Here is a 15,334-nt window from a genome sequence, read left to right on the forward strand (position 1 = left end):
TACCGGAGGTAACCTAGATGGGCAAACTAATAGTGGGGGTGGGGATGCCTTTATCGCTAAGTACAACCCAGATGGCACTAGGGAATGGACAAAGCTATTGGGAACTACCGAGCAGGACGGAGCCAATGCCTTGACTACGGGACCTGATGGCTCTATCTATGTTACTGGTATTACTGGTGGAGACTGGGTTATTGGTGATGGTATTGTTACGGGTCCGTTTATCAATAGGTACAACACTGATGGTACTAGGAGATGGGGAATACAGTTTTCATCTTCTACTACCAGCACGCAAGAAATAGCCCATGCTCTGACCACAGGACTTGATGGCTCTATCTATGTCGCTGGTATTACCGGAGGTAACCTACATGGGCGAGGTAATAGTGGGGGTGGTGATGCCTTTATCATTAAGTACAACACTAATGGCAATAGGGTATGGACAAGGGTGTTGGGAACTACCAGTGAGGAAATAGCCAAAGCCCTGACCACAGGACTTGATGGCTCTATCTATGTCGCTGGTATTACCGGAGGGAACCTAGATGGGCAAATTAATAGTGGGAATGGGGATGTTTTTGTCGCTAAGTACAACACTGATGGTACTAGGATATGGACAAGGCTGTTGGGAACTGGTAGCGGTAACCAAGCCAAAGCCCTGGTCACAGGACTTGATGGCTCTATCTATGTCGCCGGTTCTACCGGAGGTAACCTAGATGGGCAAACTAATAATAAAAGTGTGGATGCCTTTATCGCTAAGTATAACACTGATGGTACTTGGTTGTGGACAAAGCAGTTAGGAAGTGATAGCGGTAACCAAGCCAATGCCCTGACCATAGGTGTTGATGGTTATATTTATGTAGCTGGTTCTACCTTTGGCGACCTAGATGGGCAAACTAATAGTGGGAATGGTGATGCTTTTATCACTAAGCTGATAGTTGAGGAAACTAACCCTACTTTATCCATAGCCGCTACTAATGCAGTACAATCAGAAGGGAATACAGGTACTACCCCATTCACCTTCACAGTTACCCGCATAGGGGACACTAATGTTACCAGCACTGCTAATTGGACGGTGACATATACAGGAACCAACCCCCCTAACGCCGCCGACTTTGGGGGAACACTCCCCACAGGTAGAGTCACCTTTGCCGCAGGGGAAACATCTCAAGTAATTACAGTCAATGTCAGTGGTGATACCGCAGTAGAACCAGATGAAACCTTTACCGTTACCCTATCTAACCCCAGTAACGCCACCATTACCACTGCTACTGCTACCGGGACAATCCTCAATGATGATGCGAGCCTAGACATCGCCCCCACCAACGCCATCAGGTTAGAAGGTAACACCGGAACCACCCCCTTCACCTTCACAGTTACCCGCACAGGAAATACTAATATAATCAGCACTGCTAACTGGGCGGTGACAGGTACAGGATTCAACCCCGCCAACGCCGCCGACTTTGGGGGAACACTCCCCACAGGTATGGTCACCTTTGCAGCGGGGGAAACATCTCAAGTAATTACAGTCAATGTCAGTGGTGATACCGTAGCAGAACCAAATGAAACCTTTATCGTTACCCTATCTAACCCCAGTAACGCCACCATTACCACTGCTACTGCTACGGGGACAATTCTCGATGATGATTTAACAAATCCCCCTCAACTGCTGATTACCCCTAAAAGCAACAAGGTTACACCAGGAAGGGGAGATATCACCTTAAACTATCGTCTTGATAACTTTAACGATTCTCAGATATCTTTTGCCGGACTTTCAATTTACTTTGATAGTTCTGAACTGAATATTAACACTGGGGATGTTAATCTGTCTAGTTCGGCGGGGACTATAGTCAGCAAAACCATCATTGATGACACAGCAAATGCTGATAATGACCCTAACACTGATAAAGAATTGATTCTGACTATCAGCCCTCTTCAGTCTACTAACAGTGATAGCGTCTTTGTGAATATTCCCTTTACCACCACAGCTGGTTTTAATGGAGAAAGTACAGTTAACTTTGCTGCTAACAGTGGTAACCCCAATGTGGATGTATTAGGAGTACCTTCTGTTACAGTCAGTGGACTCGCTGCGGATATTGATGGTAATGGTAGGGTGACCGGTGCTGATTTATTGTTCATTAGCCAATATCTGCTGTTACGGAATAATCCGAATGTGGATGCGATTTTACAAAGTTCCTTTAATCTGTTTAGCACTGAAACCGTGGGAGCCACAAACACCACCGGTGCTGCTTTGAGGAATGCGATTACTAATGGGGTGAACAGATTAGCCTTTGACGTTGATGGGAATGGTCAAGTCACAGGGGGGGATATTTTCTTAATTAACCAAGGGTTGTTACTTAAGAGTAATCCTAACGTCAATGCCATTCTGCAAACTTCCTTTAATCTATTTACCAGTGAACTCACAGGACCGAGAAACACAGGAGCCGAGATTAATGCTTTTATCTCTGAGTTGCTGGGGTAAATAAGTATCTGTTGACGGTTGACGGTTGACTGTTGAGGGGTCAGGGTTTAAGAGCTACGACCACGGGGAGCCAGGGGTTAGAAACCCCTGTCTAATAGCTAAAGTCGGATGAATCCGACTGGGTGTTGACTGTTGATTGTTGACTGTTGACGGTTGACTGTTGACGGGTCAGGGTTTAAGAGCTACGACCACGGGGAGCCAGGGGTTAGAAACCCCTGTCTAATAGCTCAAGTCGGATAAATCCGACTAGGTGTTAAATATAACATTATTAATATGGTTGACAATCATTGCCTAGAGTATTATATGTAACCTACAAGTCCACTAAAAGTGGACTTTCGCTATCAGACGCTTAATTTATTCCCCGGCTAATGGCTGTTGATGGTCACACCTCTTCCCAGTCAACCGTCAACCGTCAACCGTCAACCGTTGACGGTAGAGTATTCTAGATAACCCACTAGTCCACTTTCAGTGGACTTTAGCTATCAGACAGGGGTTTTTAACCCCTGGCTAATGACTTTAGCTATCAGACTCTTAATTTATGCCCTGGCTTCCTCAAAAATCTATCTTTAGATGGATGACAAAGTTAGCTAAATCTTATACCTTGGCTGTGGATATATCAAAAAATACATTCATTTATTATAGTATCAATGATTTGGCAATATAAAGCCTTTCCTGGCGATAAGGCAAACATATTATATACCCCTGGCTGACTTCTCTAATAAGTCCGGTATTCTAGTATCGTCTCTACTCAAAACTATTCACTTTAACTCCCCAGGCTGGATTCGAACCAGCGACCAATCGATTAACAGTCGATCGCTCTACCGCTGAGCTACTGAGGAACGCTCACAAGTAATAATCTTAAACCCAACATATAGAATTTGGCAAGTGTTTTACCAAACTTTTTTTTTTGTAGATATTTAATTATGATCACACTGCAGCCCAAACCCTTGCCAGTACAGGGTTATCGCCCTTTAGACTCCAGTGGCTACTATAACCCCATTCTCAACTGAGCTAATCGTTGGCGTGCTTTGGCATCAATGGAGTTGGCTAAAAACCGACTTTTGGGTTGTTTGGGTTTTTGATATTTATCTCGCATCCGACAAACTGTACTTTGCACGTCACTACAAAGCTGTTGTGCAGACAACAATTCAGCCCCATAGCCCTGAACTATCAACTGTTGGGCGCGGTCAGATGTGGCCACAATTACCCGATTAATCAGAGACTGCGCTTTTTGCTCCCGTAGAGATGCACAGGATTTTTCAATATAAGTGTCTGCAGTTTGTCCAAAGTCAGTGTAATGAACTGATAACAGATCCGTAATAATTTCTGTATTAGTAGGAGCTTTATGATGTTGGGCATCAAAAATTATTTGAGTGTTATAACCTTGAAACGAGCTATAACTAGTCATTGCTTCCACTAGTTCCCCGCGTGCAGCCTCTAATCCTGTATGATCACGGGTTTTTTTCAGGCAAGGCCAAGCGCCAATGATATTGTAGCCGTCTACTAACAAGACAGCGGGTAGTAAGGAACGATGCATGGTATTTAATCACAGTTATCTAGAGTTAACAAAATTCATTCATAGATTTCATGGTAATTGAAATATTACTTGTAACTCTATGTTACAAACCATTAAAAAATTAGGTCAGATAATAGTATTTCACTCTAAAAGCTTTACCCAAACAGAAACGCGCCTGATCCAGGCGCGTCTCAATTGTTAGTAATTATTCAGAAAAACCCATAGCAGCAAATGGGTATTTAAATTGATCCATTATCCATTGTCATCAACCTTTGCTTGAGACGCTGAGGATCACCTAGATCTATTAAACAGCCATTGTCTAGTAGAAAAGCACCGTCACAGTAGTTCAACTCATCTAGGCGATGAGTTACCCACAGGGCTGTCATCCCCCGACTTTTGACTAAACGACTCAGACTAGCCACTAACTCTAATTGGCTATCTGGGTCTAACAGGGCTGTCGGTTCATCTAAGAGTAAGATTTCACAACGCCGCGCGATCGCGCCGGCGATCGCCACTCGTTGTTTTTGTCCTCCGCTCAAAGCATAAATAGGGCGTAGTTGTAGGGTAGATAAATTCACCGACTTCAACGCCTCCTCAACCCTTGTCCTCACCGTCGCCGGGGGTAACTTTTCCTCCACCAGTCCAAAAGCCACGTCAGCGCCCACAGTTGGCATTACCAATTGATGATCAGGATTTTGAAATACAAAGCCAACGGGTTCTAAAACCTGAATTTCACCGGACTCAGGAGCTAATAACCCCGCCAATAGTCGCAGTAATGTAGATTTTCCGCTGCCATTTGTACCCAGAAGCATCCAAAATTCACCTCTAGGTACTTCTAGAGAACAAGATTGGATTGCCTTCGCCCCATTAGGCCAACTAAAATTTAAATCCTTAACCCTAATGCCAACTTCTGACATTTTCACACCCTAGTTATTCAGCAGCAGTGAGGGCAAAAAAGCCTGGTGCTCTACCACTGCTAGTAGTTGTACCATCTTTCTGAACAATCTGGACTCCAGAAATTTCACTGGTACGCACAGCAATTTTCTTTTCTGTCTTACCCTCACATTTAAGTTCCACAATGTCAGGGTTACCAGAGCGCATAGCCTCTAAAATTAGCTGATAGATAGCTTCGGCATCCTCTTGGTTCTTACGTTGTACACTTATGGGGAAGGCAGTATTTCTGATACTTAAGTCAATAGTAAACATTTAGGATTAGTCTAACGTAACTTTAGGACTCATTTTAGCGTTAGGTCACAGGGAATGGGGAGCAACCATCAACCCCCAGCACCCTTTATCGGATAAAAAGGATAAAAATAAAATTTAATTAAGAATTAACTGGAAAAAGTAACGATTTGCACTTATAATTATGAGAGTCAGTAAAAATTTGTAAACTAGATTGACAATCTGGTAAACTATCTGCATAAAGACAGCTGTCAAAAGCTGCTCTATAAGCAGACCTGTACTTATAAACATTTGGAGATTCGTTCTAATGACCATCGCAGTTGGACGTGCCCCCAGTACAAGAGGGTGGTTTGACGCTTTAGACGACTGGTTAAAGCGCGATCGCTTCGTATTCGTAGGCTGGTCAGGGATATTATTATTCCCCTGCGCTTACCTAGCACTAGGCGGTTGGCTCACCGGTACAACCTTCGTCACCTCCTGGTACACCCACGGATTAGCCTCATCTTACCTAGAAGGCTGTAACTTCCTCACAGTAGCGGTTTCCTCACCAGCAGACAGCATGGGACACTCCCTGTTGTTCCTGTGGGGACCAGAAGCCCAAGGAGACCTCACCCGTTGGTTCCAACTAGGTGGACTGTGGCCATTCGTCGCCCTACACGGAGCCTTTGGCTTAATCGGCTTCATGTTACGGCAGTTTGAAATTGCCCGTCTAGTAGGTATCCGTCCCTACAACGCCCTGGCATTCTCTGGCCCAATTGCGGTATTCGTCAGTGTATTCTTGATGTACCCCTTGGGACAGTCTAGCTGGTTCTTTGCACCCAGCTTTGGTGTAGCGGCAATCTTCCGGTTCCTACTATTCCTCCAAGGTTTCCACAACTGGACACTGAACCCCTTCCACATGATGGGTGTAGCAGGGATATTAGGCGGTGCCCTATTGTGTGCAATTCACGGAGCCACAGTAGAAAACACCCTGTTTGAAGACGGCGAAGCCTCCAACACCTTCCGCGCCTTCAACCCCACCCAAGCAGAAGAAACCTACTCAATGGTGACAGCAAACCGTTTCTGGTCACAGATTTTCGGTATTGCTTTTGCTAACAAACGTTGGTTACACTTCTTCATGCTGTTTGTACCTGTGACTGGTTTATGGATGTCATCCGTAGGCATTGTAGGTTTAGCATTGAACCTGCGGGCTTATGACTTCGTTTCCCAAGAATTGCGGGCAGCAGAAGACCCAGAGTTTGAAACTTTCTATACCAAAAACATTTTGCTGAATGAGGGTATCCGGGCTTGGATGGCTCCTCAAGATCAGCCTCACAAACAATTTGTATTCCCTGAGGAAGTTCTACCTCGCGGTAACGCACTCTAAAATAAAAATCTCATTCTCGATTTTTCATTCAGCCTCCGCTCACCAGCGGGGGTATTTTTTTTTGGTTTTACTAAAATTCTGTGTTATGCTAGTTGGAGGTTAACAACCCAGAGCAATATGCTCTGCCCTTTTGATACTAAGACCGCTTAGGCAACAAGGAGGTGATGCCCATGATAGAAAGTAGTAAAACCATGGGTCATCAGGTTGCAGTTAGCCGGCTGTGCGCCGGGGCTGTTCTCTAGAAGTTAGCCTTAGTCACCTTGGGAGACTAAGTTAGCTCAAGTCACTAGGCTAAAAATCGGAGTTCCTTCCGGCAGTCTGGTTGCAACCTGAAGACCCACTAGACCGCTCTGATATTAGATCAACTGATCTAAATCAGAGCGGATAGTTTTTTATGGGTATCCTCAAATTTATCAATGGTTTTTGCGTCACTTGAAGATAAAAATTAAGTTACAGTTAGTTTGCACATTCATAGCAACTAAACCTGTTGATTATTACTAGATAATTGTGTTCTAGGCATCAAAAGGTAAAGTATCAATTGCCAAAAATAATTCAGTGCAAATTGAAGATTTAAACAGGATTTGTTCATATGGCACAATTACTAACTGACGCAGAAATTCAGTCCCAGGTCAGCCGTTTGTCGGGTTGGACAGTTGAAGGTTCTAAATTGCACACTACCCGCAGCTTTAAAGATTTTATCGCCGCCATGGAGTTTGTAAAGAAGCTGGTAGAACCTGCAGAATCCTCCGGACATCATCCAGATATAGGCATCTCCTATAACAAGGTAAATATTACCTTGACAACACATGATGCAGGAGGCTTGACACAAAAGGATTTTGATTTAGCTGAGGTAATTTCTCAAATTAATTAAAAGTTTTTTGCTCACAAGCTGTAATTATAGGTAATATCAATAATTGAGACTGACGGGAAACATATCATTTCTCGGCTCGTCTCTTTTTTTCTAGATATTTGTATATGAGAGTTAATTAGGCTATGGGCTAATATCTTGTCATATACTTGAGGTGCACTATAATGGTTGGCTATGGAGTTTTGTATTTGTCTTTGTTAATCACATTAATTTAAGATTAATTTAAGTTTTAAATTAATCTGTTATTAGCGAAGCAAAAACTCAACTTTTGATAATAGCAAATGTATCTCATGAATACAAAAATTGTTTAATTCATGAGGTAAATGTAGCAACAATTATCTATACAAGGTGTGAGTGAAAAGCTAATATGTCTAATATCATCTTGCGGAAGTCCCTGGTGGTTAGTCCGGCAGTTTTGGGTGCAAGTTTATTAGTTTCAGGAACAGCGATCGCCGCCCCAATTACTACGACTGAATTCTCTACAATCCCACAAGCAGCGGCTACTGAGTTTTCTCCCATGACTCAGGACAGTGGTGTTATTAACCAAGTTAATAACTACAGCAATGAAGGTAGGGAAAATACAATTCTCTCCCAAGTAACATCGGTTTCCGAATTTCATGAAGTCAAACCGACAGATTGGGCATTTCAAGCGTTACAGTCCTTAGTTGAGCGCTACGGTTGTATTGTAGGTTACCCAGATGGGACTTATCGCGGTAATCGCGTTTTAACTCGTTATGAATTTGCAGCTGGTTTAAACGCCTGTTTGGATAGAATTAACGAGTTGATCGCCACCGTCGCCGTTGACATGGCGACCAGACAAGACTTAGCTGTCTTAGAGCGGTTACAAGAGGAATTTTCCGCCGAGTTGGCAACTATACGCGGTCGTGTAGATTCCCTAGAATGGCGCACTAGTGAATTGGAAGCTAATCAGTTCTCCACCACTACCAAGCTGACTGGTGAAGCAGTTTTTGCTCTTACCGATGCCTTTGGTGATAGAGTTGGCGATAATAACAACAGCGTTTTTCAAAACAGAGTCCGTTTAGGCTTACATAGCAGCTTCACTGGTCGGGATGTTTTGACTACCACTTTAGTGTCTGGTAATTCTAATAACTTTAATCTGGGTAACGATGGACAACTCCCAGCGGGTGCGGATGGTTTACCAGCGATCGCCAAAAGTGGTGAAGGTATGCAAACATTTAACATTGGTAATACCGGTGCTAACAATGTTGAGATAGATAGACTCACCTATCAAGCTCCCTTAGGTCGCGGCCAAGTTTACCTTGCGGCTCATGGTGGTAGACATAGCCACTATGCACCTGTGAATAACCCTCACTTTGCTGATGGTACAGACGGGGGTAATGGAGCTTTAAGTACTTTTGCCGCTCAAAGTCCTATCTATCGCATTGGTGGTGGTGCGGGTCTTGCTTATACCTTACCCCTTGGTACAGGTGGGCGTACAAGTAGCTCCGTAACTGTAGGTTACTTGGGATCAGAAGCTAATGATCCCAGTCTCGGTTCCGGTATATTCCACGGTAACTATGGTGCCCTCGGACAATTTAACATGAACCTGGGCGATCGCGTGGCCCTAGCAGCTACCTATGTGCGGGGGTATCATGGCACAGGCTCGGCTATCTTTGATAGTGGGTCTAATGCCAAACTTGATCCTTTTGGCGCTAGTCCTTCGCCTCGACCTATTGTCGGTACTACTGTAGCAAACTATGGTGGTATTAACAACCAAACAGGCGATCGCAGTCCCTTTTCCACTCAATCTTACGGTGCTGCTGCCGCCTTCCGACCCAGTGAAAAGTTATCCATCAGTGGTTTTGTTTCCTATACTGATGTCGAAGGCTCTGGTGATAACGACAACAGCGAAGTTTGGAGTTATGGAGCCGGGATAGCCTTACCTGACTTTGGCAGAAGAGGTAACGTTTTAGGAATCTTCGCCGGTGCTCAACCCCACGCATTTGATAGAGTCCAAGGCTTAGACAAAATTCCATACCAAGTGGAAGGCTTCTACAAGCATCGCATTTCTGATCACATATCCGTCACCCCTGGGGTGATTTGGATGACCAACTCTGGACAGAACGGTAACAATGAGGATATCTTCATCGGTACTGTCAGAACCACCTTCAAGTTCTAGAACCTGGTAAATCTACCCAATATTTCCACTAGAAATAATTATGCCCCGCCATCACCCGGGGCTTTTTCTTGTCCCTGAAACTAAATAGCAAACCCCAGTGGAGAACCGGAGTATACTATAAAAAGTTAAGAGTCATTACTCTATTTAACTTTTTCTTGATCCCTTACTCATATTGCTGCTTGTGGAACTATCATGTAAATCTGAATACGCCATACTCGCCCTCATCGAGATGGCAACTCATTATCAAAGCGGTGAACCGATGCAAATTCGGCAAATCGCCGCCCAACAAAGCATCCCCGACCGCTATTTGGAGCAGTTACTGGCGACTTTGAGACGGGGGGGTATAGTCAAGAGTCAACGTGGTTCTAAAGGTGGCTACTTTCTGACCCGGGAACCTTGGAAAATTACAATTTTCGATATTTTACAATGTTTGGAAGGGTTAGATATACAGACGACCTCTGAAGGACACAGCAATCCTCAAAGTATAGATACTTCTGTGATTAAAGAAATCTGGCAGGAAGCTTGTCAAGCAGCAAACCTGGTGTTACAAAACTACACACTTCAGGATCTTTGTGAAAAAAGAGATTCCCGTCGGCAATTGGATATTATGTACTACATTTAGTTTTCACAGATAAATAAATAGGAAAATCAGCAATAATTATGAAAATAGCCCGTAACATTACAGAATTAGTTGGTCGTACGCCCCTAGTACAGTTAAACCGCATCCCCCAAGCAGAAGGATGTGTAGCACAAATATTGGTGAAACTCGAAAGTATGAACCCCTCATCCTCAGTTAAAGACCGCATTGGGGTGAGTATGATTAACGCCGCCGAAGCAGAAGGCTTGATTACTCCGGGAAAAACCTTATTGGTAGAACCCACATCGGGAAATACAGGTATTGCTCTAGCTATGGCCGCAGCAGCTAAAGGTTATCGGTTAGTTTTAACTATGCCAGAAACCATGAGCGCAGAACGACGGGCGATGTTGCGCGCTTATGGGGCAGAATTAGAACTAACACCGGGGATTGAAGGTATGAGTGGTGCAATTCGCCGCGCTCAAGAAATAGTTGATACTACCCCACATACTTATATGTTGCAGCAATTCCGCAACCCCGCCAATGCCAAAATACATCGGGAAACTACAGCTGAGGAAATCTGGACAGATACCGATGGCCAGGTAGATATGATTGTGGCTGGTGTGGGTACAGGTGGTACAATCACCGGTGTGGCGGAAGTTCTCAAAAGCCGAAAACCAAGCTTTCAAGCGATCGCAGTGGAACCAAGTAATAGCCCAGTCTTATCAGGAGGACAACCAGGACCCCATAAAATCCAAGGAATTGGAGCTGGGTTTATTCCTCAGGTTCTGAAAGTACATCTGATTGACCAGGTGATTACTGTTACTGATGAGGATGCGATCGCCTATAGTCGCCGGTTAGCCAGAGAAGAAGGGCTACTCTCAGGTATATCTACTGGTGCGGCTTTATGTGCAGCCATTCGGGTAGCACAACGAAAAGAGAACGAAGGGCGGTTAATAGTCATGATTCAGCCTAGTTTTGGAGAAAGATATTTAAGTACACCTTTATTCCAAGACTTGGAAGCTAAAGTAGCCACTAGCATCAGCTAAATGTTACATTAAATTCATGGTCGATTCCAAACAAGTTTCTAACCATTACGAAACCCTGAAAGTGAATGCCAATGCTACCCAAGCGGAGATTAAGCAATCCTATCGCCGCTTGGTGAAGTTGTTTCATCCCGACTGTAATCAGCAAACAGCAGATCAAGAGCAGATTATTCGCATCAATGCAGCCTATGAGGTCTTAGGAGACAGTCAAAATCGTCGCCACTATGACCAACAACTGCAACAAAACTCCCAAAAATTAAATAGTCAATATCAACAATACCCAGGACAAAAAAGTTACCAAACTACCAGACCAACAGGGCGAGATGCTGATGAACAGGTTAAAGAATGGCTACGCTTAGTTTATCAACCCGTCAATCAACTACTTGATCAGATTCTCAATTCTCTAGAAGATCAAATTGAGGAACTAGCCGCTGATCCTTTTGATGATCAGTTATTAGAGGAATTTACAGAATACCTAAACACCTGTCGAGAACACCTCAAGCAAGCCCAACTTACTTTTCGTTCTCTGCCCAATCCCCCCAGTTTAGCTAAAACAGCAGCTTATTTATACCACAGTCTCAGTCAAGTAGGAGATGGGATAGAAGAGTTAGCCTATTTCCCCCTAAGCTACGATGAGCGTTATTTGCATACCGGACAAGAATTATTCCGTATAGCTGCTAGATTACACCAGGAGGTACAGCCCCAATGGTAAATCAAAAGTTACCAGATGACTTGATTAATGTCACTACATCACAGGAACTCATAGCTTATGATAGTAAATATGTTTTGTTGGGAATTAATTTAGCTGCACTCAGGATCAGTCAAAACTCAAAAGTCAAACAGCCAACCTGGAAAAACTAGCTGGTTGAAAGTATTATGCTGCAAATCATCCCCCACATATTCACACATCTAACCTAAAATTGGATACATTGGTAAATTATCTGGCTATGTACACTGATGAATGAAAACCCCCATCAACAACTCATCCAACAGTTAGATTTAATGCTGCGCGCCCGCTATCCAGTCATATATATAGTGGGTGTAGAAGAAGAACCCATAGAAGAAGTCCTACAAAAAGTTACAGCAGTATCTCATTCATCACGGCAACTGTTATTCTGGGATTTAGTCAGAGGTTGGAGTGATAACGGTAACGATAAAGGCTCAGTTATGGGTGCATTGGCTAGAATCGCTAAAGCACCGGATACCGCCACCATATTTGTACTGCGAGATATACATTTTATTTTAAAAAATCCTGACGCAGATAAAAACGCCCCAGTCATTCGCGCCTTAAAAAACCTAACTAGTCAACTCAAGCGTACTCGCCAAACTCTCATCCTCACCAGTCATATATTAACCATTCCCCCAGAACTACAAGAAGAAATTACAGTTGTTGATTTTCCCTTACCCAACATTGCAGAAATAGATTATTTAATTCAACAGTTAGTCGTTCCCGAAAAACTCAAACTCACTGAACTAGCTAAAGAACAACTCATCAAAGCCTGTCAGGGTCTAAGTCGCGCCCGCATTCGTCGGGTGTTAGCCGCAGCCTTAGCCGCCAAAGGGGAAGTTAATCAAACAGATATTGATGGGGTTTTGGGAGAAAAGAAACAAGCAGTTAGACAAACGGGAATATTAGAATTTTACACCACTTATGAATCCTTAAAAAATGTCGGCGGACTGGAAAACCTCAAAAACTGGGTGCGAATGCGTCAAGACGCATTTACCGAAGGAGCGCGACGGTACGGAATACCCAACCCCAAAGGACTCCTATTAGTGGGAATACAAGGTACAGGTAAATCATTATCCGCCAAAACCATCGCCCATGAGTGGCGTTTACCCTTGTTGCGGTTAGATGTGGGTAGACTATTTGGGGGGATAGTGGGAGAAAGTGAAAATCGCATCCGCCAAATGATTCAAGTAGCAGAAGCTATTTCTCCCTGTGTATTGTGGATGGATGAAATAGATAAAGCCTTTGGTAATATGAACAGTGGCGTTGATGGCGACTCTGGAACCTCTCGGCGGGTATTTGGGACATTAGTTACTTGGATGCAGGAAAAAACCAGCCCTGTATTTATCGTCGCCACAGCCAACAACGTGCAAATTCTCCCCGCAGAGTTATTAAGAAAAGGTCGCTTTGATGAAATATTCTTTTTAAATTTACCCACAGAAGTAGAACGCCGGGATATTTTTCAAGTCCACCTGCAAAAAGTCCGCCCCTCACGACTGCGGGAATTTAACTTAGACACCCTGGCTCAACACACAGAAAATTTTAGCGGTGCTGAAATTCAGCAAGTAATTATTGATGGCATGCACCGAGCTTTTGGTAATCTAGTCAATGGTAATAGGCGAGATTTTACCACCGAGGACATATTAGCAGCTATTGCCGAAACAGTCCCCTTAGCTGCCATAGCTAAAGAACAAATTGCTAGTTTAAAACAATGGGCGGCGGAAGCAGGAGCCAGAACCGCATCTATAGATGGGAAATTAACACAAGAGTTAACAGTTTATTCTCGGCTCCAGGGGTTAGGTCCATTGGAAGTCGATTAATTTCCACCTCATCAACAGGAGTAAACACATATGTCTCATTTTACCACCATCCAAGTACAAATCAAACAAGGGGAAATTCTGCATCAAGTGCTGCAAGAACTAGGTTATCAGGTAGAGTATAATACCTATGTGCGCGGTTACATGGGAGATAGCACCCAAGCAGAATATGTTATCCGCCAAGATAATGGCTATGATCTAGGCTTTCGCCAAGAGGGAGAAAACTATGAATTAGTTGCAGACTTTTGGGGCGCTAAAATTAATGAACAAGATTTTATTAACAGCATTACTCAAAAGTACGCCCATAAGACCTTAATGATGTCCTTGCAAACAGAGGGGTTTAATGTCGAAGAAGAGGAAGTATTGCAAGATGGAACAGTGCGGGTTGTGGTGGGTCGATGGGTTTAAGATGCTTGTCGTGCCCCCATCTTGCCCAATACCATGCCATAAGATAATATACGTAAACAGGAACAATCATCATGGCAGAATATCAAAAGATTGAATATCACATTGGCAAAGATGGCAAAATTGTGGAAAGGGTTCTAAATGCCACTGGTGCTAGTTGCGTAGAGACAACCAAAGCTGTAGAAAATTCTTTGGGAAGTATAGAATCTCAAGAACTCCTCAAAGAATATTATCAAGAAGAAGATTTAATTAATGTCTCTGAAACTCAATCTTTGCAACCCTCATAATCGGAGGAATTAACACTCTGTGAAAGTTTTTTATTTGCTAAAAAAGCCTAAGAGGTTGTTTGGAAAGTCATGATTAGTGTATCGAATATTATTTGACCCCACCCTAACCCTCCCGTTGTAAGGGGAGGGGACTGGATTTTATTGTTTTTTGTGCAGTCGGTGAGCGAAGTCGATAGCGATAGCGTGGCGTTAGCCATACCGTGTTCCCCAATCCTTCCCATTCCGGTGTTCGGTGTGTTCGGTGTGTTCCCTAAGATAAAAATTACCTGTTGAAAACTTATCAAACATCCTCTAAGAACCTATGTTACAACAATTTAGTAACCTCCTGTTGAGTTTAATTCTCTTCCTGATTATTTATGTAATTCTGAGAATATTAGTTACAGAAGCTAACCCACCTGTAGCAGCTTCAGACACTGAGCAAAAAATTAAGGATTTAGAGAATCAATGTCAAAGACTCCGACATGAGTTAAAACAACAATCTCACCAATTGCAGGATGATTTTCAATACACTACTTTTACTCAATTGCAAACCTTACTCTGTAACTATCGTACCATTAAAAAAATCACTGCTGCTCAACCTGACTTACCCGCTAGAAATATTGTTTCCTTATTTACATCTTTAGATAATCTGATCGCTAGTTGGGGTTATACTCCCATAGGGGAAACATGGGAACAGGTAAAATATAATCCCCAAATACACCAAGCTGATAGTGATGATATCCAAGAATCAGATTTAGTATATATCCGTTTTATCGGTTATCGGGATGGTGACAAGGTTCTTTATCCTGCTAAAGTTAGTCGCACACTTCCACCAGTTTAAGTAATAAGAGTGCTGGCTTTACCCTTTAAATGCTATGGTTTAATTCCTCAATCTTGGCAAAAATTCCCTTTCAACTTAATCATTTCTTCAAGAATAAACTTTTTAAACAACCT

The 15,334-nt window shown here is 43.3% G+C and carries 15 protein-coding genes and 1 tRNA gene; 12 read left to right on the top strand and 4 right to left on the bottom strand.

Annotated features, from left to right (window positions below; all coding sequences use genetic code 11):
* A partial coding sequence (locus tag IM676_RS03490) for a beta strand repeat-containing protein (RefSeq protein WP_318780260.1) occupies window positions 1-2,473 on the top strand: 2,473 nt, incomplete at its 5' end.
* A 767-nt stretch (window positions 2,474-3,240) separates the two neighbouring features.
* Here the strand turns inward: IM676_RS03490 and IM676_RS03495 are convergent.
* From IM676_RS03495 to IM676_RS03510, 4 genes are all read right to left on the bottom strand, one after another.
* Window positions 3,241-3,312, bottom strand: a tRNA-Asn gene (locus IM676_RS03495).
* 149 nt (window positions 3,313-3,461) lie between these two features.
* Entirely contained in the window at window positions 3,462-4,010 is a 549-nt protein-coding gene (locus IM676_RS03500) for an NYN domain-containing protein (RefSeq protein ID WP_200988938.1), read from the bottom strand.
* A gap of 218 nt (window positions 4,011-4,228) precedes the next feature.
* A complete protein-coding gene (locus tag IM676_RS03505; RefSeq protein ID WP_200988939.1) occupies window positions 4,229-4,906 on the bottom strand; it encodes an ABC transporter ATP-binding protein in 678 nt (225 codons plus the stop codon).
* 13 nt (window positions 4,907-4,919) lie between these two features.
* Window positions 4,920-5,195 (bottom strand): hypothetical protein, encoded by a 276-nt coding sequence (locus tag IM676_RS03510; RefSeq protein WP_200988940.1) that lies wholly within the window; start codon window positions 5,193-5,195, stop codon window positions 4,920-4,922.
* Window positions 5,196-5,478: 283 nt separating this feature from the next.
* Here IM676_RS03510 and psbD point away from each other — a divergent pair, with 283 nt between their 5' ends.
* The 11 genes from psbD (at window position 5,479) to IM676_RS03565 (ending at window position 15,221) form a co-directional block, all read left to right on the top strand.
* A complete protein-coding gene (gene psbD, locus IM676_RS03515; RefSeq protein ID WP_200988593.1) occupies window positions 5,479-6,537 on the top strand; it encodes a photosystem II D2 protein (photosystem q(a) protein) in 1,059 nt (352 codons plus the stop codon).
* Window positions 6,538-7,126: 589 nt separating this feature from the next.
* Window positions 7,127-7,408 carry a 4a-hydroxytetrahydrobiopterin dehydratase gene (locus IM676_RS03520; protein WP_200988941.1) on the top strand — a complete coding sequence of 94 codons (282 nt, stop codon included), beginning with the start codon at window positions 7,127-7,129 and terminating at the stop codon, window positions 7,406-7,408.
* Between the two features lie 364 nt (window positions 7,409-7,772).
* The gene (locus IM676_RS03525) at window positions 7,773-9,545 is read left to right on the top strand and encodes an iron uptake porin (RefSeq protein ID WP_200988942.1); all 1,773 of its coding nucleotides are present in this window, start codon (window positions 7,773-7,775) and stop codon (window positions 9,543-9,545) included.
* A 181-nt stretch (window positions 9,546-9,726) separates the two neighbouring features.
* A complete protein-coding gene (locus IM676_RS03530; RefSeq protein ID WP_200988943.1) occupies window positions 9,727-10,167 on the top strand; it encodes an RrF2 family transcriptional regulator in 441 nt (146 codons plus the stop codon).
* Between the two features lie 38 nt (window positions 10,168-10,205).
* Entirely contained in the window at window positions 10,206-11,168 is a 963-nt protein-coding gene (gene cysK / locus IM676_RS03535) for a cysteine synthase A (protein WP_200988944.1), read from the top strand.
* A 16-nt stretch (window positions 11,169-11,184) separates the two neighbouring features.
* Window positions 11,185-11,877: a J domain-containing protein gene (locus IM676_RS03540; protein WP_200988945.1), complete on the top strand. Its 693-nt coding sequence runs from the start codon at window positions 11,185-11,187 to the stop codon at window positions 11,875-11,877.
* The gene (locus IM676_RS03545) at window positions 11,871-12,026 is read left to right on the top strand and encodes a hypothetical protein (protein ID WP_200988946.1); all 156 of its coding nucleotides are present in this window, start codon (window positions 11,871-11,873) and stop codon (window positions 12,024-12,026) included. The genes IM676_RS03540 and IM676_RS03545 overlap by 7 nt, the downstream gene beginning before the upstream one ends.
* Window positions 12,027-12,122: 96 nt before the next feature.
* A complete protein-coding gene (locus tag IM676_RS03550) occupies window positions 12,123-13,712 on the top strand; it encodes an AAA family ATPase (RefSeq protein WP_200988947.1) in 1,590 nt (529 codons plus the stop codon).
* A 30-nt stretch (window positions 13,713-13,742) separates the two neighbouring features.
* Window positions 13,743-14,117, top strand: a complete 375-nt coding sequence (locus IM676_RS03555) for a DUF1257 domain-containing protein (protein ID WP_200988948.1) — start codon at window positions 13,743-13,745, stop codon at window positions 14,115-14,117.
* Between the two features lie 71 nt (window positions 14,118-14,188).
* Window positions 14,189-14,401, top strand: a complete 213-nt coding sequence (locus IM676_RS03560; protein ID WP_200988949.1) for a DUF2997 domain-containing protein — start codon at window positions 14,189-14,191, stop codon at window positions 14,399-14,401.
* 301 nt (window positions 14,402-14,702) lie between these two features.
* A complete protein-coding gene (locus tag IM676_RS03565) occupies window positions 14,703-15,221 on the top strand; it encodes a nucleotide exchange factor GrpE (protein ID WP_200988950.1) in 519 nt (172 codons plus the stop codon).
* Window positions 15,222-15,334 lie beyond the last annotated feature (113 nt).

This window comes from Anabaenopsis elenkinii CCIBt3563, from assembly GCF_015245355.1.
Taxonomy (GTDB): Bacteria; Cyanobacteriota; Cyanobacteriia; order Cyanobacteriales; family Nostocaceae; genus Anabaenopsis; species Anabaenopsis elenkinii.

Bases quoted from the DNA above. Each gene is read 5' to 3' on its own strand.
- IM676_RS03560 (WP_200988949.1), top strand. From the start codon at position 14,189: ATGGCAGAATATCAAAAGATTGAATATCACATTGGCAAAGATGGCAAA.
- cysK (WP_200988944.1), top strand. From the start codon at position 10,206: ATGAAAATAGCCCGTAACATTACAGAATTAGTTGGTCGTACGCCCCTA.
- IM676_RS03565 (WP_200988950.1), top strand. From the start codon at position 14,703: ATGTTACAACAATTTAGTAACCTCCTGTTGAGTTTAATTCTCTTCCTG.
- IM676_RS03520 (WP_200988941.1), top strand. From the start codon at position 7,127: ATGGCACAATTACTAACTGACGCAGAAATTCAGTCCCAGGTCAGCCGT.
- IM676_RS03540 (WP_200988945.1), top strand. From the start codon at position 11,185: ATGGTCGATTCCAAACAAGTTTCTAACCATTACGAAACCCTGAAAGTG.
- IM676_RS03505 (WP_200988939.1), bottom strand. From the start codon at position 4,906: ATGTCAGAAGTTGGCATTAGGGTTAAGGATTTAAATTTTAGTTGGCCT.
- IM676_RS03525 (WP_200988942.1), top strand. From the start codon at position 7,773: ATGTCTAATATCATCTTGCGGAAGTCCCTGGTGGTTAGTCCGGCAGTT.
- IM676_RS03555 (WP_200988948.1), top strand. From the start codon at position 13,743: ATGTCTCATTTTACCACCATCCAAGTACAAATCAAACAAGGGGAAATT.
- IM676_RS03545 (WP_200988946.1), top strand. From the start codon at position 11,871: ATGGTAAATCAAAAGTTACCAGATGACTTGATTAATGTCACTACATCA.
- IM676_RS03510 (WP_200988940.1), bottom strand. From the start codon at position 5,195: ATGTTTACTATTGACTTAAGTATCAGAAATACTGCCTTCCCCATAAGT.
- psbD (WP_200988593.1), top strand. From the start codon at position 5,479: ATGACCATCGCAGTTGGACGTGCCCCCAGTACAAGAGGGTGGTTTGAC.
- IM676_RS03500 (WP_200988938.1), bottom strand. From the start codon at position 4,010: ATGCATCGTTCCTTACTACCCGCTGTCTTGTTAGTAGACGGCTACAAT.
- IM676_RS03550 (WP_200988947.1), top strand. From the start codon at position 12,123: ATGAATGAAAACCCCCATCAACAACTCATCCAACAGTTAGATTTAATG.